The organism is Parazoarcus communis (assembly GCF_003111645.1).
GTDB lineage: Bacteria > Pseudomonadota > Gammaproteobacteria > Burkholderiales > Rhodocyclaceae > Parazoarcus > Parazoarcus communis_A.
On record NZ_CP022187.1, the window covers coordinates 2,279,065 to 2,300,030 of the forward strand.

Here is a 20,966-nt window from a genome sequence, read left to right on the forward strand (position 1 = left end):
CGATTGTCTCCCGAGCCTTCGCCTGCGGATCCTGTTCGTCCAGAGGCAGTTCCAGAGCCAGCCATTGCCGCCGACTGCGATGTGCCCTTCAACGATTCCCAGACCTCCCGCAGGCAGTACTGAGGCAAGCTTACCAAATCCCTTCCCGTCCACGCACCGGAACTGCAGACCGCACCTCACGCCATCGCGCACAGTCAATCATCCTCGGCCGGCACCCTCACGCAGCCGTTGCGCCAGAGACCGGCGCTCGCTTGGCACCGCTTCCAGGCGACAACCCCGTGCATTATTGGTCCAATGAAAATATGATAAGGGTCAAATGATGGACGCCAACCTCTAATGCATCTGCCCCCAGTGACACTCGCTCGCCAATCGATCGCGCTGGCAGCACGAAACGTTGCTCGCCAGAGGAGACGGGCACTTCTCGCGCTGGCAACATTGGCCGGAGGAGTGATTGCATATCTTCTCGCCGGTGGTTTCATCAACTGGATATACCAGGATATGCGGGAGTCGACGATCCACTCCCAGCTTGGCCACATCCAGATCACACGCCCAGGCTACTTTCGCGAAGGACTGGGTGATCCATACGCCTATCTGTTGCCCAGCGACACGGCTGCGGTAACCGAAGCCGTGGGCGAGCGACTCCGCACGGTAGCCCCACGGCTCGCATTCAGCGGCCTTCTCAGCAAGGACGACGCAACGGTGTCGTTTGTTGGCGAGGGTATCGACCCGGAACGAGAAGCCCCAATCACGCGTGCAATTATTATTGCCGCGGGATCCGATCTGCCAAACAGCCCACCTAACTCGGTTTTGCTGGGCGAAGGGCTGGCGGCAAATCTGGGTGCAGTACCAGGAGACTCGGTCGTACTGCTCGCGACCACTGCGTCCGGGGGGGCAAATGCAGTAGAGCTGACCGTGTCCGGCACCTTTGCAACTGTCACCAAGGCCTACGACGATACAGCGCTCCGGGTCCCGATTGACGTCGCTCGCAAACTCATGAGGGTGGACGGATCGACCAGTTGGGCGGTGCTTCTTGATCGCACCGCGGCAACGGCGGAAGTTGCCCAATCTCTCCGCAAAGCCCTGCCTGCCGCAGAGTTCGAGGTTATCCCCTGGAGTGAGCTCGCCGATTTCTACAACAAGACGGTAGAACTGTTCTCGCGCCAGATTGGTGTCGTACGGATCCTGATTGCACTGATCGTCATACTCAGTATCTCCAATACGCTTTCAATGGCCGTCATTGAACGCACTGGCGAAATCGGAACCTCCATGGCGCTTGGAGTTCGGCGACGTGGCGTTCTGACGCTGTTCATTTTCGAGGGGGCGCTACTGGGGCTCGCTGGAGGCATCATCGGCGTTGCGCTCGGCTACCTGTGCGGGGAGATCGTTTCGCTGATCGGCATTCCAATGCCGCCACCGCCAGGCATGGCACGTGGGTATATCGGCGCCATTTCCATTTCGCCGGCCTTGGCAATCGATGCGTTCCTACTGGCATTCGTGACGACCCTGCTCGCCAGCGTATTCCCCGCATGGAAGGCGTCACGCATGAATATCGTTGACGCGCTGCGTCACCAGCGGTGAGCACGATGCTATTCAAACTCGCTCTGCGCAATATCTTCCGCCAGAAAGTCCGGACCGCAATGACACTTGCAGCGATCATCTTCGGCGTAGCCGGACTGATTCTGTCGGGTGGCTTCGTTCAGGACATTTTCGTGCAGTTGGGGGAGGCAATCATTCACTCCCAAACAGGCCACGTACAGGTATTTCGCCAAGACTTTCTGGAGAAGGGCACACGTCAGCCGGACCGCTACCTGATCGACCAACCGGAAGCCGTCGCCGACCTGATCAAGGCGCAACCGGGGGTCAACGAAGTGGCTGCGCGTCTGAGCTTTGCAGGCCTGCTCAACAATGGCAAACGTGACCTGCCGATCATTGGCGAGGGAGTAGAGCCGGACAAGGAGTCCCGTCTGGGCACCTATCTCAGCATTACGGCGGGGCGTCAGCTGACCGACGACGACACCTTCGGAATGATGATCGGACAGGGCGTCGCTCACTCCCTCGGCGTCAAGCCCGGCGACTCGGTGATCCTGGTCATGAACACGACGGATGGCGCACTCAATACGCTCGACTTCGAGATCATTGGCGTCTTCCAGAGCTTTTCCAAGGATTTCGACGCCAGAGCTGTACGCATTACCCTTGGTGCCGCCCGCGAACTGATGGCTACGGCCGGCGCTAATCTGCTGGTGGTGACGCTCGATCGCACCGAGGACACAGAGACTTCTCAGGCGGCCATTACAGGCGCCCTCCCTGCGGGACTGGACTCGCGCAACTGGCGGCAACTTTCGGATTTCTACGACAAGACCCTGCAGCTGTATGACAGACAGTTTGGCGTGTTGCAGCTGATCATTCTTTTCATGGTCGTGCTTTCTGTTGCAAACACCGTCAACATGAGTGCCTTCGAGCGCCTTGGTGAGTTCGGAACGTTACAGGCGTTGGGCAACACGCGCAGGCAGGTTTTTCGCCTGATCCTGCTCGAGAATGCACTGCTGGGTCTGATTGGTGCGACACTCGGTGTGCTGACTGGCATCATCCTTGCTTTAACGATTTCCGCAATCGGCATCCCGATGCCTCCTCCTCCGAATGCAAACGTGGGCTACACGGCATTTATCAGGGTAGATTCCGCCACTGTTGCGATTGCCTTCCTGATCGGGGTGGCTGCAGCTGCGCTTGCTGCCATATTTCCTGCGAACCGTGTAGCGTCAACGCCTGTCGTCGACGCACTCCGGCAAAGCAACTAACGCTTTCAGGCTCACGAATCATGAAGATCTTCGAACGCTTCAACCTCGGCCACGGCTTTCGCAAGTACTTCGAGATTGCACCGGCAACGAACGAAGCCCTGCGCAACGACGTCTTCCGCATCCGCCACGAAGTCTATTGCGAAGAGCTGAAGTTCGAGCCGGAGCGTCCTGACCGGCTTGAAACCGACGAATACGATCCGCACAGCCTGCACTGCCTGATCCGCACCTCGAACGCACCCAATCACCTGGTGGGGTGCACCCGGCTGGTATTGGCAAAGCCGGACGATCCGCTTGCGCCGCTGCCATTCGAACGTACCTGTGCGAACACGCTTGACCGCTCGATCATCGATCCGCTAAAGCTTCCGCGCGACCGCATCGCAGAGGTGTCGCGCCTTGCGGTGCGAGGCACGTACCGGCGACGGAAAGGCGACGACAAGGCCGCAGTCGCGATCAGTGACGATGACTTCGGTACGGGCGACCGCCCTCGCTTTCCCTACATTCCGATCGGCCTCTACCTCGGGGCCGTGGCACTGGCTGCGCGCAGCGGCATCGACACGTTGTTCGTCCTCACCGAACCGCGTCTCGCGTCGCACTTCGGCAAGCTCGGCGTCGACATCCGTCAGATCGGCGGGCCGGTGGAGCACCGGGGCACTCGCGTTCCTTCAATGATGGACGTACCCAGCATCATCAAGAACATGCGTTTCCTGGTAAAGCCGATGTGGCGCGTGGTGCAGGAAGAGATCGAGAGCGGCTTCGAAGACGCATCGGGCAGCAAGAAGCTCACCGGGGACTGAACGCGCGTGCGGCACCTTGTCTGCGCGCTCTCAAAATGAACGAAGGCCCGCAACATGCGGGCCTTCCTGTTACTGCTCAGGCTTCATCCGGATGGATCACCCAGCCAGCGCCTGCTTGATCTGATCGAGCGTGCTCGGATCGTCGATCGTGGTCAGGTCTCCGGCATCGCGGCCTTCTGCCAGCGCCTGGATGGAACGACGCAGCATCTTGCCTGAACGGGTCTTGGGCAGACCGTTGATGAACAGCACACGGGCCGGACGTGCGATTGCGCCAAGGCTCGCATCCACCTTTTTCATCACCTCTTTCTCAAGTGCCGCACGCTTCTCTGCCGTATCGACCACGCTGGCATCCTTCACCACCGCGAACGCCATCGGCATCTGACCCTTGAGTTCGTCGTGCACACCAACAACCGCCACCTCGGCAATTGCGGGATGCGTCTGCACCGCCTCCTCAATCTCGCGGGTTCCCAGACGATGGCCGGCGACGTTGATCACGTCGTCCATGCGCCCAAGGATGGTGTGATAGCCCTTCTCGTCCTTGATGCCCCAGTCCGACGACGAGTACACCACCGGATCGGTGAAGAGCGTGAAGTAGGTCGACACGAAGCGCTCGTCCTGCCCCCACACGGTGGACAGACAGCCAGGCGGCAGCGGCGGCACGATGCCGACAATGCCTTTCTCGTTGGCGCCACACTCGGTGCCGTCCTCGCGATAGATGCGAAGGTCGTAGCCGTAGACCGGGAAGGCCGGCGAACCGAGCTTGATCGGGCTGTCTTCGACACCGCGGCACACGGCCAGCATCGGCCAGCCGGTTTCGGTCTGCCAGTAGTTGTCGATGACCGGGATGCCGAGCTCTTCCATGATCCACTGGTGCGAGGTCTCGTCCAGCGGCTCGCCCGCCAGGAAGAGGTGCTTGAGCGAGGACAGGTCGTACTTCTTGAGGAAGGCTGGATCCTGCTTCTTGAGCACACGCACCGCGGTCGGCGCCGAGAACATCACGCTCACCTTGTACTTCTCGACAATCTGCCACCAGATGCCTGCATCAGGACGCAGCGGCGTACCTTCGTACATGATGGTCGCCATGCCGCCGACCAGCGGGCCATAGACGATGTAGCTGTGACCGACCACCCAGCCGATGTCCGAGGTCGAGAACATCGTCTCGCCTTCGCCGCCGGTAAAGATGTGTTTCATCGACGCAGCCAGCGCCACCGTGTAGCCACCGGTGTCGCGCTGAACGCCCTTGGGCTTGCCCGTGGTGCCGGAGGTGTACAGGATGTAGCTCGGCTCGGACGATTCAAGCCACGTCACTGGCACTTGCGCATCCATGTGCTTGGCACGAAGCGCAGCGTAATCGACGTCACGTCCCTCGACCTTGGGGAAACCCTTGTCGAGACCGCGGTCGATGATCAGCACCTTGGCCGGCGGAAACTCGGCCAGCTTGCAGGCTTCGTCGACCAGGTGCTTGTAGGGCACCGGCTTGCCGTTGCGCATGCCGGCGTCCGAACTGACCATCAGCACGGGCTTGGCATCGTCGATACGAGTGGCCAGCGAGCCGGCGGCGAATCCACCGAACACGACCGAGTGAATGGCGCCGATGCGGGCGCAGGCCAGCATCGCAAACGCAGCCTCGGCAATCATCGGCATGTAGATCAGCACACGGTCGCCACGCTTCACCCCGAGTTCGAGGTAAATCGCGGCCATGCGCTCTACTTCGCGCTGAAGTTCGGAGAAGGAATACACCTTCTCCTCATTCGTCTCGGTGGAAATGTAGACCAGCGCGCGATCGTTCGGCCGCTTTGCGGCATGACGGTCTACTGCGTTGTAGCAAAGGTTCGTTTCGCCGCCCTTGAACCACTTCACGAAAGGCGGGTTGGAAAAATCGCAGACCTGGTCAGCCGGTTTGTGCCAGTCGACCAGCTGCGCCTGCTCGCCCCAGAAGCCGTCGCGATCCTCGATCGACCTGCGGTGAAAGTCCATATACGTAGTCATAAGCATCCTCTCCCTTGTATTTTCCCTGTACTTGCAAATGACATGCCGTCCACCGAAAGAAGCCGGCAATACGGCACGGATACAACTCACACGGAGGTTTGGGTTCCCTCCGTATCATCACTGCCGGACACGCGCCCCTTGTCGTATTGTTTGAGCAGTTCGAGCGGAAGCCCGCATTGCAGCCGGGACTCCATTAACTCGAGCAGGGGAAGCAGTGTGGCAATGACATCCGGCAGTCGCTCAGCCACCTCGTCGGCGGCTCCGACCCGGAGTTGAAGCAGGGCATGGTCGATGCTGATTGCCTGCTTCAAATGACGGTCGACCATGGCCTGATCGACTTCTCCCTGATCACCGACCACCCGGTTGCCGCCCGCGACGACGCCGCGCTGCACCCGTTTGGCCGCTGTTTCGATCAGGTGTTCCACTGTCTGCATTCCGTCGACCGCAGAACTGGAAACACCGATCGTGACACTGATGCGAATCCGCTCGTCGCGGTAGGTCATCACCAGCTTTTCCATTGCACGCTGCAGCCGCAGGGCAAAGGCGCAGCACCCGATAAGGTCCGTGCTGGGTGACAGGACAGCAAAGCGCGATGGCGCCAGCTGCGAGACAGTGTCCTCCTTGCGCACCTTGGTGGACAGGATCTTGGACAGCTTGCGTGTGATCAGCTCGGCGACATGTGAGCCATGCCACTCGCCGAGCTGCTCGTAGTGATCGATATCGATCACCATGACCGAGATGTCGGCCCGATGCCGACGCGCAAGTGCCATTTCCTGCTCGGCATGGTGGCTGAGGTAGGAGGCCGTGGCCAGGCCGGACACGGGATCGAGCGGACTCTGTGTGGCGAGTGCGGCACGACTTTCATCGAGCTCACGCCGGGTGCGTGCATGGCGGACGAGCGAATCCAGTCGTGCCACCAACTCGACGCTGCTGGCGCCCTTTGCCACGAAGTCGTTTGCACCGAGCCTGAGCGCCTTGTCCCTCGCCTCGTCGTCCTCGTCGCCCGAAATGATGATGACGGGGAGGTCCTGAACCCGCTGGACCCGCGACCCGCGAATACGCTCCAGCAGGCCAAAGCCGTCCAGACGCGGCATGCCGATATCGGTCAGCACCACCTGGATTGCCGGATCCACCAGCAGGGCCTCCCAGCCCGCCTCGCCATCGGCTTCGTCGCGGACATCAAAGCGGCCGCGAATATGCTTGGTAATCGTCGCCCGCACCATGCGCGAATCGTCGACAACCAGCACCTTCGTCATCGGCAGGCTTTCGTCATCGCTCATGGTCGGCTCGCTTTCAGGGTCTCAGGCGCCGACGCGAACGACGGTCCGCCCCTTCACCCGCCCCTCGATGAAGGCACCGAATGCATCGGGCAGTTCATCGAGATCAATCACACGGGTGACTTCGGCAAGGTGCTGCGGTTTTAGGTCGCCCGCCAGACGATCCCACACGCGCTGGCGCGTCGGAAAGCCCATGTAGCCCGAGTCGATGCCAAGCAGGCTGACACCACGCAGAATGAACGGGAACACTGTGGTATTGATGTTGAAGCTCGCCGCGTTGCCGATGCTTGCCACCGTACCCGCCTGCTTCATCGTGGCCAGGACCCAGTGCAGCACCTGACCGCCGACGTTGTCTACTGCGCCGGCCCACTGCGCGGCTTCGAGCGGACGCGTCTTGTCGAAATCGACGTCGCTGCGCAACAGGATCTCGGCCGCACCCAAGCCGGTGAGGTACTCACGCTCGGCGGCTTTCCCGGTCAGCGCAACCACGTGGTAGCCAAGTTGCGCCAGCATGTCGATGGCCAGGCCGCCGACCCCCCCCGTTGCACCGGTGACGATGACCGGGCCGTTGGCAGGTGCCAGTCCGTTGTCTTCCATGCGCACCACGCCCAGCGCGGCGGTAAACCCGGCCGTCCCAAGCGCCATGGCCTCGAAGAGATCAAGGCCCGCAGGCAGCGGGACAACCCAGGCTGCCGGCACGCGCGCGTATTCAGCATAACCACCGTGATGCGCGACACCGATATCGAAACTGGTTGCGATGACCTTGTCGCCCTCAGCGAAGCGGGGGTCGGCACTTTCGACCACCACGCCCGACATGTCGATACCGCCTGCACAGGGAAAACGACGAATGATCTTGCCCGTCCCGGTAGCCGCCAGTGCGTCCTTGTAGTTGATGCTGGAGTAATGAACCCTGATCAGCACCTCGCCCGCATCCAGCGCATCGGGCGCAAGCGTCGTCAGCGCGCCACCGGCTTTGCGGTTCTCGTCCTGCGTGATTACGTAAGCCTTGAAAGCGTTCATCCGGGCTGTCTCCGTAGCGGTCAAGCGGAAAGTCGCCAAGGATAGCCGGCGTCCGCTGTTATTCTGATCTGATTATAACGAAAAGCGGAGGCCTGCCCTTTTCGGCAGCACGATGCGGATCCCCTTTAATTTGCGACCGGGCCGGTCGATAATCAAACCAATGATCTCCGGGCGGACGACCACATGGCTTTTCTGACTCACGCACTTCCTGCTGTCGACGACTACGTCGAGTTCTTCTCCCATCAGCAGTTGCCGGTTCTGCGTCATACCGTGCGCGAATTCGACGCAATGCGGGAGGAGATCGACAGCGTGAGCGGCAAGCGTGTCGCGAGCGTCGTGCTGGGCGATCCATTGATGACGATGAAGCTGCTTTCCCATCTGGAGCAGCACCGGCGACGTTCGCAGAATCACGATATCACCACGATCGATCGCGCCATCATCATGATGGGCATCACACCGTTCTTTGAAACCTTCCGGGAACTGACAACGGTGGAGGAGACGCTCTCAGCACACCCCAAGGCACTGATCGGCGTGCTCAAGGTCATCGGTCGAGCCCGCAAGGCCGCCAAGCTTGCGCGTGACTGGGCCGTCATCCGGCACGACCTCGACGTGGACGAGATCACCGTCGCAGCGCTGCTGCGCCAGGCCACCGATATCGTGTGCTGGATTTTCGCACCGACACTCACGCAACAGGCCTATGCGCTGCAGGAGGCCGATCACACGCTGCGCAGTTCGGACGCCCAGCGCCAGGTGTTCGGCGTCTCCGCCCGCGACATTCAGCTCGCGCTGGTGCATGCCTGGAAAATGCCTGAACTCCTGATACACCTGCTCGACGAAAGCCGCAGCGACCACCCCCGGGTGCGCACGATCACGCTTGCTGCAGACGTCACCCGCCACCTGGCACATGGCTGGGAGGACGATGCGCTACCCGACGACATCGCCGACATCTGCGCCTTGCTGCATATTGCACCCGACGCCCTGCTGCGCCGACTCAACGCCCCCGATTCGGCCTTCTCCCGCTTTCTGCCGCCCGATGCCTGAGCGACCGGATCGCAACCAGAACAGACGCAGCAGCCCATTCCTGCGCAGTCCTGCCAAGGCAGTTCGCAGCCGTCGCGCATCGGCAGCCGCCCCCGCAGCAGGCACCTGAGCGCCAGGCCCCAAGGCGCAGATGCAGGATTCATGCACCAGCACGCATGTCACATGCCGGCACTTGCGTTAACATGGCGAGTACAAGATATGCGAGCAGGGATATATTGGGGGCCGATGCATGAGTGTAATGAGTGCAGTCTTTCTCGGCGGGGCGGTCATCGCCCTGCTTTATGGCATCGTCGTGTACAACGGCCTGGTGCAGCTCAAACACAACGTGGCCAAAGCGTGGGCCAACATCGATGTGCTGCTCAAGCAGCGCCACGATGAACTCCCCAAGCTGGTGGAAGTCTGCCGCCAGTACAAACAGTTCGAGCAGGAAACCCTCGCCCGCGTGACCGAGGCACGTGCGCGCGTCTCCAGCGCTCGCGAAAAGCACGATGTCGCCGCCCTTGGCGCAGCAGAGGGAATGTTGCGGATGGGGCTCGGTCAGATCTTCGCCGTTGCCGAGGCCTATCCGGAACTGAAGGCCAACGAGCATTTCATGCAACTGCAGACCCGCATCACGGCACTCGAGAACGCCATTGCAGACCGTCGCGAGCTCTACAACGAATCGGTCAATGTCCACAACATCCGGATCGAACAGTTTCCGGACCTGTTCGTTGCCAGGCTATGCCAGTTCGTCGCCCAGCCCCTGCTCGAGTTTGCGACAGCCGAAAAGGCCGACGTGGACATGAAGGCCTTGTTCGGTGCCTGAGAACGGGTCGCCCTTCCCTGCAACGCGCTGACGCATGCTGGTTCGCCTGCGCCGCGACGGCTTCAATGCTGCGCTTCCGTTTGCCCAGCTCGCGCTGATCGTTTTTGCACTTCGTGCCGACACCGGCTGGGGTAGCGTGCTCGCGCTCGCCCTCTTGCTGGCGACGGGGCTTTTCGGCTGGTTGCGCTCGGTCCGGCATGCGCGGCTGATTCTCGACACGCCCACTTCACGCATCGCCTCGGCGGCCCAGGGCTATACCGAACTGCGCGGACGCGGTCACCCTCTGGACGGCACGCCAGTACTGTCCCCGCTCAACGGTCTGCCCCTGCTCTGGTACCGGCTCTCCGTTTATCGCAAGACCAGTGACGGAAAATGGCGCCATGCGGAGACGCGTGAGAGCGACGCCTCGTTTCTCCTCGACGATGGTTCCGGCGTCTGTGCAGTCGATCCGGAAGGCGCGGAGATGCTCGTGCGTCGTCGCGACGTCAGCGAACGTGGCGACCTGCGCCAGATCCAGTGGTCATTGCTCAAGAATGACCCGGTTTACGTGCTGGGTGATTTCTTCACGCTTGGCAGTATCTCGCCGGATCTGGACATCTCGCGCCAGGTGCGCGAACTGCTCGCGCACTGGAAGTCAAACCAGCCCGAACTCCTCAAGCGCTTCGACCTCGATGGCAATGGCAGCATCGACCTTCAGGAGTGGGAACTCGCCCGTGCACAGGCCAGACGCGAGGTGCTGCGCCAGCGCGACGAAATCCTCACGGCGCCGGAAGCGCACGTTATACGAAAACCACAGCAACGCCTGTACCTGATCTCCGACCTTGACCCTCAAGCCCTCGCGCGCCGCTACCGCCGGTGGTCGATCTTTCACCTCGCAGTCTTTCTGGGCGCGGCGGGAGCCACGGCCTGGCTTCACCAGATCGGCGTCTTCTGAAAAGGCCCGGGCTGCTCGGAGTACAGCCCCCCCAAGGCCGGCCTCAATCTAGCCAGCGCCGCGACTCTCGAGGGCCTCCCAACGCAACATCGCGGCATCAATCTCGCCTTCGATCTCATCCAGACGGGCGCTGAGCTGGGTCACCTCCTGCGGTGCACGCTGGTACAGGCCCGGATCGGCGAGCCTGGCCTGCACTGAGGCCTGCTCGGCCTCAAGCTTTGCAATTTTGTCGGGCAGACTCTCAAGCTCGCGCTTCTCGTTGAACGACAGCTTGTCGGCACGCTTAGCCACTGGTTTTTCTGCCGCAACCGCCTTGCTTGCGCTCGCCTGCGTGCGCTGTGCGGCGACCCGCTGCGCTTCGCGCTCGGCCTGCACCCGCTGCCATTCAGCGTAACCGCCTGCATACTCGCCCCAGTGACCATCCCCTTCTGCCGCGATCACCTGTGTGACCACGTTGTCGAGAAAGGCGCGGTCGTGGCTGACCAGAAACAGCGTGCCGTCATAGCTTGCAAGCAGGTCTTCGAGCAGATCGAGGGTTTCGATATCAAGATCGTTGGTCGGCTCGTCCAGCACCATCACGTTGGCAGGCCGTGCAAACAGGCGGGCCAGCAACAGGCGGTTGCGCTCGCCCCCCGACAGCGACTTGACGGGCGAACGCGCACGCTGAGGCGCGAACAGGAAATCGCCGAGATAGCCGATCACATGCTTGCGCTCGCCGCCAATCTCGATGAAATCCGATCCCGGGCTGATGACCTCGGTCAGGGGCAGCTCCGGATCGAGCTGGGCGCGCAACTGGTCGAAATAGGCCACGGTGAGCCGGGTGCCACTCCGGATACTGCCCTCGTCCGGCTCGATCTCGCCCAGAATGAGCTTGAGCAAGGTCGTCTTGCCCGCACCATTGGGGCCGATAAAGCCAATCCGGTCGCCGCGCATGATCCGGGTGGAGAAATCACGCACCACCACGCGGTCGCCATAGGCCTTGGTCACATTGGTCAGCTCTGCGACCATCTGCCCGCTTTTCTCGCCACGGTCGACCGCCAGATTGACGTTGCCGAGGCGATCCCGGCGCGCCACGCGCTCCCTGCGCAGCGCTTCCAGCCGCCGAACGCGGCCTTCATTACGCGTGCGCCGGGCCTCCACGCCCTTGCGAATCCAGACCTCTTCCTGCGCCAGCATCTTGTCGAAGCGCGCATTGGCCTTGGACTCGGACTCGAGTTCCTCGGCCTTGCGCCGCAGATAATCCTGGAAGCGGCCGGGATAGCTCGCGAGCTTGCCCCGATCCAGTTCCGCGATGCGGGTTGCCACATTGTCGAGAAACACCCGGTCGTGGGTAATCAGCATCACCGCACCGCGAAAATCCCGGATCAGCCCTTCGAGCCAGAGGATGCCGTCGAGGTCGAGATGGTTGGTGGGTTCGTCGAGCAACAGCAGGTCGGGTTCTGCCACCAGGGCGCGGGCAAGCGCAACACGCTTGATACCGCCACCCGACAGGCTCGACACCATGGCCTCACCCGGCAGTGCCAGCAGCCCGAGCATCCGTTCGACGCGCTGGCTCAGGCGCCAGCCATCGGCGGCTTCAATCGCATGTTGCAACGCATCGAGCCGGGACAGGGCGTCAGCATCGCCGTGGTCGGACACCGCGACCATGGCCGCATGGTAATCGACCAGCAGTTGTGCGGCATCGCCAAGCCCGTCTGCGACGGTGGCAAAGACATCGCGATCGAGCGGAAAATCCGCCTCCTGGGGTACATAGGCAACCGTCAGCCCGGACTGGCGCCACACAGTGCCGTCATCAAGCGTTGACTGGCCTGCCAGTGCGCGAAGCAGGCTGGATTTACCCGAACCGTTACGGCCGATGAGCGCAACGCGCTCTCCGGCATCAAGCTGAAACTCGGCGTGAGCGAGCAGGTCGACGTGACCGAAGGCAAGACAGGCGTTGTCGACAGATAGAAGTGGCATGGCGTGCTCGACTGTGGCGAATTCTGGAAAGAGAAAGGGATTTTAACGGGCTGCACCCTTCGCGGACACAAAGCCGCATAATGCAGCGCAACATTTGGACAGCCGACCAGTGTAAGGATACGGGGAAGACACCGGGTGAACACACTGCTTTCACGACTTGCCGAACGCGCCGCCACGGAGGCGGACCAGACCCGAATCTGGGTGGAGCTGGTCGACAGCATTCGCCCGCCGCACGCCAGCCGTCATGAAACGGCCAGTGAGGCCTTGCGCTCGCTGACGCACATCCTCGCGCGTCGCGACGAGTTGAGGCGCCCCTTGCGCTCGGCTTTCCTGCGTCTGTTCATGGAGCGCAAGCAGGTTTCACTCTACGTTTCGTCGGGCCTGCTGCCGTCCACGGGCTTCTTCTCGGAAACCGGCCGGCGCATCTCGGACAAGTTGCTGCCCGACGTTGTCGACACAGCCTACATGAAGGACGTGCTGTCGGTTGTTTTTCATCGCCACGACGACGAAGTCTGGGTGAATGCGATTGCCGATGAAACCTGGATCGACTTCATCCATGCCTTGCTCGCCCCGGAGGGGGATGCGATTCCCGCCAGTCCCGGGCACAAGGCGCCGATGGCGGTCACCGAGATTCTCGAAGCGCTGCGCATGCTTTCGTACCACGTTTCGGCGATCGGGCTCGACCCCGAACTGGTGCGAGTGGACCCGAAGCTGGAAGAGGTGGAGTCTCCATTTCTCGCCCAGAATGCGGAAATCGTCCGTTACCTCCGTCACTACAAGACGTGGTGGAGCGCGCCGGACACGCCGATTGATGACTCGGATCATCTCACGGTCATGCTCGACCAATGCGCCGAAGTCCTGCTGCGCATCCGCAGACGGGCCATGCGCCGGGGCACGAGCCTGACCCTGACCTTCAAGCTCGAGCGACTGCGACAGCACCTTGATCGGATCGGTGAGTTGCTCGGACTCTTGCGCGATCTCTATGCTTCACGGCTGCTGATGCCCCTGCTCCCGCGCGCAGTACGACTGTTCAAGCGCCTGGTGCATGCCGAATGCCGCAAGAACCGCCTCTCCGACTACTGGGGGAAGAACGTCGAACTCCTGTCCCTGCGCATGACCGAAAGCGCAAGCAAGACTGGTGAGCGCTACATCGCCTCGAATCTGCGCGAGCATTTCGAGCTGCTGCGTTCAGCGGCGCTCGGCGGTTTCATCATCGCCCTGATGGCCGCCCTCAAGGTTCTGATCGACCGCCAGGACTTTGCCCCCCTGAACGAGCTCCTGGGCTTCTGCCTCAACTATGGCCTGGGTTTCGTACTCATCCACATGCTCGGCGGCACCGTGGCAACCAAACAGCCTGCGATGACGGCGAATGCAATTGCGGCATCGATCGGTGAAACCCGGGGCAAGACACGCAGCCTGGACAACCTCGCCGACCTCATCATCCGGACCATCCGCAGCCAGGGCGCGGCGATTCTGGGCAACGTCGGCATCGCCGTGCCGGTCGCGATCGGGCTTTCGCTCGCCATCCTGGAGCTCACGGGCACACAGTTCATCGACACGACCAAGGCCGCAGCCCTCCTTGATGAAGCAGCCCCGCGTGGCAGCACCCTGTTCTTTGCCGCCGTCGCAGGCGTCTGTCTGTTCCTGTCCGGCCTGATCTCGGGCTATTACGACAACCTGTCAGCATACAACCGGGTTCCGCAGCGCCTGCTGCAGTTGCGCTGGCCACGGCGACTCCTCGGCGATGCACGCATGGCACGCATATCACGCTATGTGGAGAACAATCTGGGGGCGCTCGCAGGCAACTTCTTCTTCGGCTTTCTGCTTGGCGGCGCCACGGCCCTCGGAGTGCTTTTCGGCCTGCCGATGGATATCCGCCATATCGCGTTCTCTTCGGCCTACGTCGGCTACGCTGCAGCAGCGTTCGACTTCACGCTCCCGGCGCATGTGCTGAGCCTCGCACTCGGCGGGGTCTTGCTCATCGGCGTGGTCAACCTTGCGGTGAGCTTCACGCTCACGCTGTATGTCGCCATGCGGGCTCGGCGCATCACCTTCGCACAGGGCAGGACGCTAAGCGCTCTGGTGCTGCGGCGCATGCTGTTTCGCCCCAAGGATCTTTTCATCGCGCCACGGCGGAATGCCGCGGCTCAGCGGACTGACGCAGGACCACAAACGCGCCAGCCCCCCTTGAAAACGACGTCATCTGCCGAAAACAACCGAACGCCGGACGGAGAAAAGACGCCGCCGCCCCAATCGCCGCTTTGAACAGCGGCGCCAACCGGATAGAATGCCGGCCGGCCTCCTTGTAGTTCAATGGATAGAACAGCCGCCTCCTAAGCGGCAAATGTGGGTTCGATTCCCGCCGAGGAGACCAACGCCCATCAGGCTTGATGACCTCAGTTCAGGCCTTCGATCAGGTTCGCCAGGTATTTGACCGGAATCGCATAGCTGATGCCCGAGGGGCTGCTCAGGATATTTTCCTTCGTCGTCTTCACGAACACCATGTTGACGACGCCGAGCACTTCTCCTGAATCGGGGTCGAACACCGGGCTGCCGCTGTTTCCCGGGTATGCGGTAGCGTCAAGCTGATACACACGAAAGGCACCGCCGGCCAGACGCCTCACCAGGGCAGGATTCAGATCACGCGCATTGCCCTGTGGAATCCCGATCGGCGTGAGCGCAGAAATGATCCCACGATGCGTGACCGGCGTCATGCCCAGAGCATTCCCGATTGGAAAGCCGGTAAAGGCGATTGACTGCCCTTCCTGCGCGCCGCCGTTACCCGAAAGCGTCAGAGGCGGGAGCGAATTTCCCGCATCAAGACGCAGCACCGCAAGATCGCGTTCCGGGTCGACCGCAACCCGGGTAACCCGTCTTACGCCACGCGTCTGCTCGTCTCCGGGCAGCACGACAACGAGCATCTCAAACTGATCCTCCGAAACCACATCGGGGATAACGTGCGCATTGGTTGCAATCAGGCGCCCATTGCCAACCGCAAAACCTGTCCCGAGAAAACGGAAGGGGGGGCTCCGGGTCTGCTGGTAAGTGCCTACGGCGACCACCGACTCCTTGATGTGCGGCACGGTTTCGATCAGGCCTGCAGCGACCGGCAGTGCCAGAATCAGGGAAAAACCACAGACCAGAATGCGTGCGGCACGAGAAAGAACGGGCAAAAGCAAACCAGTCATGAGTCCTGCTCCTTTTGCGCGGCCAGACGAAAGGTGGAGATTGCCGAACTGGGCGCAACGACGCTGCTGTCATACGGGTGCTGACGGTTGCGCACGAACGCGAGGATGCGTTCAACGTATTTCTGGGTTTCGCGATACGGCGGCACGCCGCGATAGCGTTCGACCGCCCCCTCTCCGGCATTGTAGCCGGCCGCGACCAGCGCAATGTCACCTTCGAAGTAGGCAAGCAACCAGCGCAGATACGCCAGCCCCCCCTTGATGTTCTCTTCCGGGTCGAGCGGTTTGCGCACGTTGAAGCGCTCAGCCGTCTCCGGAATGAGCTGCATCACACCCATTGCGTTCTTCGGCGACAAGGCCGAAGGATTCAGATTCGACTCGGCGAGCGCAATGGCAAGCGCAAAGCGCGGCCGGATGCCGTAGCGCGGCGCATGCTCCACCAGCAAGCGGGCAATCCGTTGCCGGTCTCCCGACATCGCAGCAATCAGCTCATCGGCTGGCCACTCGGCGAGCAGCGTGCTTGCAGGCGGATGCAGACAGTCGGGCACGGCGCCGGTGTAGTCACCCGTATAGCGCGTCATTTTTTCTGCATGTGCATTGCCAAGGAAGGCAGCCATCGCAAAAAGGGTCCCTGCGTACTCGTCGTTGCGGGTGACACCGCGTGCATTGGCGTACATCCAGCCAAGGGCATACATCGCCTCGGGGTCGCCGAGGCGGGCCGATTCGCAATAGAGCACCGCAGCGTGCTCGGGGTCGCGACGCACGCCTTCCCCATGCTCGTAACTCAATGCCTGCTCTGCCAGATAGCGCGCCTGACGGGCAAACGCCGATGCAACCTCGTCCTCCGGCGTCGCATGCGCTGGGGAGACACTGCTCATCATCAAGCAGGCGGAGAACAGCCCCCACCTGCTCAACAGGCGCCAGACCGACAGGTTCGGTTTCACGCCTGGCGCGAGGAACATCAGAGCCGCCAAATCCGCGAGCCGGCCGACTTCAGCGCATCCGGATCATAGGCCGACTTGACGTCGGTGAACACGCCACCCGGAACCAGCTTTTCGAGAATGCGCTCGACCGGCATCTGCAGATATTGGCTGTGCGACACCGCGGCGACAATGGCCTGCGCCTGCGGGAGATCGTCCCATTCAGTCAGGCTGACACCGTACTCGTGCATGGCCTCATCAGACTCGGCAACGGCGTCATGCACGTGGACCTTGCAACCATAGCTCTGCAGCTCACGAATGACATCGATGACCTTGCTGTTGCGCAAATCCGGGCAGTTCTCCTTGAAGGTCAATCCAAGCACGATGACATCCGCCCCCTTGATGCTGGAACCCGCGCCAATCATCTCCTTGACGGTCTGCTCTGCGACGAACTTGCCCATCCCGTCGTTGATCCTGCGACCGGCCAGGATCACCTGGGGGTGGTAGCCGAGCATATCCGCCTTGTGCGTCAGATAGTAGGGGTCGACGCCGATGCAGTGACCGCCGACAAGGCCCGGCCGGAACGGAAGGAAGTTCCACTTCGTGCCGGCGGCCTTGAGCACCTCAAGCGTATCGATCCCGATCTTGTGAAAGATCAGCGACAGCTCGTTCATCAGCGCAATATTGAGGTCACGCTGGGTGTTTTCGATGACTTTCGCCGCCTCTGCGACCTTGATCGAACTGGCAGGATAGACGCCAGCCGTAATCACCTCGCCATACACCTTGCTGACGGTTGCGAGCGTCTCCGCGGTATCGCCAGAGACGACCTTCACGATCTTGGTGACCGTACGCTCCTTGTCACCCGGGTTGATTCGCTCAGGCGAATAACCAACAAAGAAGCCCTCCTTCCACTTCAATCCTGACTCGCGCTCAAGGATCGGAATGCAGACTTCCTCGGTTGCCCCCGGATACACGGTCGACTCGTATACGACGATAGCGCCAGGCTTGAGGTTTCGTCCGACGGTCTGGGACGACTTCACCAGAGGCGTGAAGTCCGGTTGATGCGCCTCATCGACCGGGGTCGGCACCGCGACGATAATGAAATCCGCATCCTTGAGGACGGCAGGGTCGGTGTGGCAGCTCAGCTGAGTCGCCGCTCGCAGATCTTCCGACGAAACCTCGCCCGTGGGGTCAACAAAATCACGATAGGCCGCCACCTTCTCTTCCGACAGGTCGAAACCCAGCGTGCGGAACTTCTTTCCGAACTCAACGGCCAGGGGCAAACCAACGTAGCCCAGGCCAATAACGGCGATCGTACTCATTGAACTGTTTCCTTGATCAACTCAAAAAATTCAGCGCTGAAGCATCAAGCGAGACAGGCGCCTGGGTCTATGGGCAGGCATTACACTCGACGAAGCCCCGACTTCCAGGAACATGCTGCTCAAAGCGTCTTAAGCAACTCCGCCGCCTCTGCCTGGATAGGCGAACCAGCTTCCAGCTTGGGCAACAAAGCCTGCAGCATTTTCTTCGCATCAGCCTTGCGGTCAAGCCTGGCGTAGGTTTTTGCCAGATTCAATCGCAGCGTTGCGATATCCGGTGCAAGGGATACGGCACGCTCAAGGTTGGCCACGCCCTTCTCGATCTGCCCGGCGTCAACCTGAATCATCCCGATCGTATCGAGCACCACAGGATTGTCCGGTGCCGCCGACAGCGCCTGTTCGGCATACGTCAATGCCTGCCCATCCTTGGCCGCTGCAGCGGTCCACGCAAGATTATTCAGAATCAGGGCATTGCCGGGAGAAAGCTCATTCATCGCACGGAACAACTGCAAGGCGTCACCATAGCGCTTCTCGCCGAGCGCACGTTCAGCCATGTACCCGCGCGCAACGAGATCGTTTGGCTCGCTACTCAGCCAGTCGCTCATCACCTTGTCGGCTTCGGCCTTGCGGGAGCTTCGCATCAACGCGGAATGAAGCTTGTTCACCAACTCGCCGCTCTTGCCGCGATCCATGGCCTTGCGGTAGGCAGCGGCAGCCTCTGCCCATCTTCCGCTGCTGACAAGCACATCACCCTCGAGCACATATCCGGCAGCAACAGTCGGCTGCTGCTTCTGAACCGTCTTCGCCGTTTGCAAGGCTGCGTCCCGGTCACCACGAGATGCCTGAATCGCAAACAGTCGTTGCTGTGCCTCAAGCAAGTCCGGCTTCAGCGCGAGGGCCTTGAGCAGGCTCTGCTCAGCCGCGCTGTCATCCTTACCCTGCCGCTGAGCATCCGACAGTAATACCAAGGGCCCCGGAGACCGTGGTGCGAAGCTGCTCAGCTTGTTCAACGAGGCGATGGCTTGCAGCGTCTCCCCTGCAGCCATCTGCGCACGTGCTAGCGCTTCGATCGCGCGCGGATCGGAAGCGTGCGCAGTCGACGCCTGCAAGGCGATCGTCATGGCCTTCGCCGGCTCGCGCACCCTCAGGAAATGTTGAATCAGCGCAAGTTGAGGTGGCAACAGTCCCGGGCCGGCGGCCGCGGCGCGCTCGAGACTGGTCAGGACCTCCTTCGGATCTGACCCGGTTGCACTTTGAAGGTCGGCATAAGCCAACCATGCCTCGACATTCTCCGGAGTGGCCTTGATGATGCGCTCGAAGCGCGCCTTCGCTACCTCAGGCTTCTTTTCAGCAAGATCCAGGCGCCCAAGATTGATGGCGGCCGCGAGAAAGCCGGGTTGAAGCTCAAGCGCTTTGTCAAAGGCGAGACGCGCACCGGCAACATCGCGTTTCGCAAGAAGGATTCCGCCCTTCAAGTTATATGTCTGCGCACTATTCGGCTGTTTCTGCTCCAGAACTTTCTGGGCATCAAGCGCTCGGTCAAACTCACCCCTGCGCATGTGCGCAAGAATCAATGCAAGGTCTGCCTGCCCGGAGCTTTCATCAAGCGCAGAAGCCGCCTCTAGATCGGCATATGCGCGCGCCACGTCGCCCCCAGCAAGGCGGGCCACCCCGAGACGTGTCCGTGCGCGAGCGTCGTCAGGGGCCCCTTGTGCCGATCTCGCGAGGAAGACCTCAGCCCTCTCGTAGTCCCCCATGGCCAGATAGATCTGGCCGACAAGACCAGCCAATGCGGCATCCTGACCCGGCGAGGCCAGCAGGGGTTGAATGATCTCGAGCGCACGAGACGCTTCGCCCGTTGCAAGGTGAGATGCTGCAAGCAGCCTGCGAGCGAGCGTTTGCCTTGGCGCTCGTGCCACGACCATGGATAGATGCGGCCTTGCCTGTGTATGCTCATTCATGCGAACCAGTACCGAGCCCGCCAACAACCGTGCAGGAAGGAACTCCGGCGCGTTCTTCACCACTTCCAGAATTTCATCACGCGCCTCGGGCAGGCGACCGTTACGGAAATCAAGAAACGCCTGCACGTATCTCGTTGACGGATGCTTGGGAGCAATCTTCTTCATTGCCTCCAGCTGGATTGCAGCACCTTCAAAATCGTTCTGCCTGAGCATGAGCGACACCAAGGCGAAATTGTGGCTGACCGAATCCGGTTTCGCCTTGACGGCCGCCTTGAGCGCGGCAACGGCCGCCTCCTGATTGCCTTGCACCATCATCACGTCTGCAAGCAAGACCTGCGCCTCAGCCAGATCCGCCCGGCGCGCAATCACCGACTCAGCCTCCGCGAGCGCGCCAGCCGCGTCTCCGGAAAAGAGCTTGGCACGCCCAAGCCCGACGCGGGCGAGATCGTCTTCAGGATTCAACTCAAGCGCGCTCTCAAACGCCTTACGTGCCTTCTGCACGTCTGCCTTGGCGAGGTGTGCATCCCCCAGAACGCCAAGCAGTTCAGCCTGCGCCTTGTTGTCATTCAACGTCGTAGCGCCGAACTCCTTCAGCACTCGGTCGACCTCGGCGGAGCCCAGCAACGCCCGTGCGAGCAAAGGCGTAACCTTCTCGTTCGCATAACCGTATTGCAGCGCGCGCTCGAACTCCTTCACTGCCCCCAGCATGTCCCCTTGCTCAAGGTTGATCTTGCCGAGCAGATAGCGACCTTCGGCCAGACTCCCATCTTCCTGAAGCGCGTTCTTGAGCTGAATGACAGCCGCATTCAAATCATCTTTTGCAATATAACCCTTCGCGGACTCGAGCATCGCCTCGGGGCTGTCGCCACACCCTGCCAGCAGGACAGCGGATACCAGCACGGTGACAGCGTTGCGGGCATGTGCCGGCCATGTGGAGTGACTCCGGCTACTACGCGTCTTCGACAAG

The 20,966-nt window shown here is 61.4% G+C and carries 15 protein-coding genes and 1 tRNA gene; 8 read left to right on the plus strand and 8 right to left on the minus strand.

Annotated features, from left to right (window positions below; all coding sequences use genetic code 11):
* Positions 1-336 precede the first annotated feature (336 nt).
* The 3 genes from CEW83_RS10355 to CEW83_RS10365 are packed head-to-tail and all read left to right on the plus strand — an operon-like array spanning position 337 to position 3,589.
* Positions 337-1,578: an ABC transporter permease gene (locus CEW83_RS10355; protein ID WP_108949270.1), complete on the plus strand. Its 1,242-nt coding sequence runs from the start codon at positions 337-339 to the stop codon at positions 1,576-1,578.
* A gap of 5 nt (positions 1,579-1,583) precedes the next feature.
* Entirely contained in the window at positions 1,584-2,795 is a 1,212-nt protein-coding gene (locus tag CEW83_RS10360) for an ABC transporter permease (RefSeq protein WP_108949271.1), read from the plus strand.
* Between the two features lie 20 nt (positions 2,796-2,815).
* Positions 2,816-3,589, plus strand: a complete 774-nt coding sequence (locus CEW83_RS10365; RefSeq protein WP_108949272.1) for a PEP-CTERM/exosortase system-associated acyltransferase — start codon at positions 2,816-2,818, stop codon at positions 3,587-3,589.
* Between the two features lie 96 nt (positions 3,590-3,685).
* Here CEW83_RS10365 and CEW83_RS10370 read toward each other — a convergent pair whose 3' ends face one another.
* The 3 genes from CEW83_RS10370 to CEW83_RS10380 form a co-directional block, all read right to left on the minus strand.
* Entirely contained in the window at positions 3,686-5,578 is a 1,893-nt protein-coding gene (locus CEW83_RS10370) for a propionate--CoA ligase (RefSeq protein WP_108949273.1), read from the minus strand.
* 86 nt (positions 5,579-5,664) lie between these two features.
* Positions 5,665-6,858, minus strand: coding sequence for a diguanylate cyclase (locus CEW83_RS10375; RefSeq protein ID WP_108949274.1), 1,194 nt, complete (start codon positions 6,856-6,858; stop codon positions 5,665-5,667).
* Between the two features lie 21 nt (positions 6,859-6,879).
* Positions 6,880-7,875, minus strand: coding sequence for an oxidoreductase (locus CEW83_RS10380; protein ID WP_108949275.1), 996 nt, complete (start codon positions 7,873-7,875; stop codon positions 6,880-6,882).
* Positions 7,876-8,058: 183 nt separating this feature from the next.
* On the opposite strand from CEW83_RS10380, the gene CEW83_RS10385 reads away from it, so the two are divergent.
* From CEW83_RS10385 to CEW83_RS10395, 3 genes are all read left to right on the plus strand, one after another.
* Positions 8,059-8,916 carry an HDOD domain-containing protein gene (locus CEW83_RS10385; protein ID WP_108949276.1) on the plus strand — a complete coding sequence of 286 codons (858 nt, stop codon included), beginning with the start codon at positions 8,059-8,061 and terminating at the stop codon, positions 8,914-8,916.
* A gap of 229 nt (positions 8,917-9,145) precedes the next feature.
* The gene (locus CEW83_RS10390) at positions 9,146-9,721 is read left to right on the plus strand and encodes a LemA family protein (protein WP_108949277.1); all 576 of its coding nucleotides are present in this window, start codon (positions 9,146-9,148) and stop codon (positions 9,719-9,721) included.
* A 34-nt stretch (positions 9,722-9,755) separates the two neighbouring features.
* Positions 9,756-10,655: a hypothetical protein gene (locus CEW83_RS10395; protein WP_108949278.1), complete on the plus strand. Its 900-nt coding sequence runs from the start codon at positions 9,756-9,758 to the stop codon at positions 10,653-10,655.
* A 48-nt stretch (positions 10,656-10,703) separates the two neighbouring features.
* On the opposite strand, the gene CEW83_RS10400 is transcribed toward CEW83_RS10395, so the two are convergent.
* The gene (locus tag CEW83_RS10400) at positions 10,704-12,614 is read right to left on the minus strand and encodes an ATP-binding cassette domain-containing protein (RefSeq protein ID WP_108949279.1); all 1,911 of its coding nucleotides are present in this window, start codon (positions 12,612-12,614) and stop codon (positions 10,704-10,706) included.
* 135 nt (positions 12,615-12,749) lie between these two features.
* Between CEW83_RS10400 and CEW83_RS10405 the strand changes: the two genes are divergently transcribed.
* Positions 12,750-14,879: a site-specific recombinase gene (locus CEW83_RS10405; RefSeq protein ID WP_234418765.1), complete on the plus strand. Its 2,130-nt coding sequence runs from the start codon at positions 12,750-12,752 to the stop codon at positions 14,877-14,879.
* A 34-nt stretch (positions 14,880-14,913) separates the two neighbouring features.
* Positions 14,914-14,988 (plus strand) — tRNA-Arg (locus tag CEW83_RS10410).
* A 22-nt stretch (positions 14,989-15,010) separates the two neighbouring features.
* Here the strand turns inward: CEW83_RS10410 and CEW83_RS10415 are convergent.
* From CEW83_RS10415 to prsT, 4 genes are all read right to left on the minus strand, one after another.
* Positions 15,011-15,802 carry a S1 family peptidase gene (locus CEW83_RS10415; protein ID WP_108949280.1) on the minus strand — a complete coding sequence of 264 codons (792 nt, stop codon included), beginning with the start codon at positions 15,800-15,802 and terminating at the stop codon, positions 15,011-15,013.
* Complete coding sequence (locus CEW83_RS10420; protein ID WP_108951336.1) at positions 15,799-16,680, minus strand: lytic transglycosylase domain-containing protein; 882 nt, start codon at positions 16,678-16,680, stop codon at positions 15,799-15,801. The genes CEW83_RS10415 and CEW83_RS10420 overlap by 4 nt, the downstream gene beginning before the upstream one ends.
* A gap of 80 nt (positions 16,681-16,760) precedes the next feature.
* Entirely contained in the window at positions 16,761-18,041 is a 1,281-nt protein-coding gene (locus CEW83_RS10425; RefSeq protein WP_108949281.1) for a nucleotide sugar dehydrogenase, read from the minus strand.
* A gap of 119 nt (positions 18,042-18,160) precedes the next feature.
* On the minus strand, positions 18,161-20,965 hold the full coding sequence (gene prsT, locus CEW83_RS10430; protein ID WP_234418766.1) for an XrtA/PEP-CTERM system TPR-repeat protein PrsT: 2,805 nt from the start codon (positions 20,963-20,965) through the stop codon (positions 18,161-18,163).
* Position 20,966: the final 1 nt, after the last annotated feature.

What these genes read in the sequence shown, in the direction of transcription:
- CEW83_RS10355 (WP_108949270.1), top strand. Translation starts at nt 337, where the DNA reads ATGCATCTGCCCCCAGTGACACTCGCTCGCCAATCGATCGCGCTGGCA.
- CEW83_RS10360 (WP_108949271.1), top strand. Translation starts at nt 1,584, where the DNA reads ATGCTATTCAAACTCGCTCTGCGCAATATCTTCCGCCAGAAAGTCCGG.
- CEW83_RS10365 (WP_108949272.1), top strand. Translation starts at nt 2,816, where the DNA reads ATGAAGATCTTCGAACGCTTCAACCTCGGCCACGGCTTTCGCAAGTAC.
- CEW83_RS10370 (WP_108949273.1), bottom strand. Translation starts at nt 5,578, where the DNA reads ATGACTACGTATATGGACTTTCACCGCAGGTCGATCGAGGATCGCGAC.
- CEW83_RS10375 (WP_108949274.1), bottom strand. Translation starts at nt 6,858, where the DNA reads ATGAGCGATGACGAAAGCCTGCCGATGACGAAGGTGCTGGTTGTCGAC.
- CEW83_RS10380 (WP_108949275.1), bottom strand. Translation starts at nt 7,875, where the DNA reads ATGAACGCTTTCAAGGCTTACGTAATCACGCAGGACGAGAACCGCAAA.
- CEW83_RS10385 (WP_108949276.1), top strand. Translation starts at nt 8,059, where the DNA reads ATGGCTTTTCTGACTCACGCACTTCCTGCTGTCGACGACTACGTCGAG.
- CEW83_RS10390 (WP_108949277.1), top strand. Translation starts at nt 9,146, where the DNA reads ATGAGTGTAATGAGTGCAGTCTTTCTCGGCGGGGCGGTCATCGCCCTG.
- CEW83_RS10395 (WP_108949278.1), top strand. Translation starts at nt 9,756, where the DNA reads ATGCTGGTTCGCCTGCGCCGCGACGGCTTCAATGCTGCGCTTCCGTTT.
- CEW83_RS10400 (WP_108949279.1), bottom strand. Translation starts at nt 12,614, where the DNA reads ATGCCACTTCTATCTGTCGACAACGCCTGTCTTGCCTTCGGTCACGTC.
- CEW83_RS10415 (WP_108949280.1), bottom strand. Translation starts at nt 15,802, where the DNA reads ATGACTGGTTTGCTTTTGCCCGTTCTTTCTCGTGCCGCACGCATTCTG.
- CEW83_RS10420 (WP_108951336.1), bottom strand. Translation starts at nt 16,680, where the DNA reads ATGATGAGCAGTGTCTCCCCAGCGCATGCGACGCCGGAGGACGAGGTT.
- CEW83_RS10425 (WP_108949281.1), bottom strand. Translation starts at nt 18,041, where the DNA reads ATGAGTACGATCGCCGTTATTGGCCTGGGCTACGTTGGTTTGCCCCTG.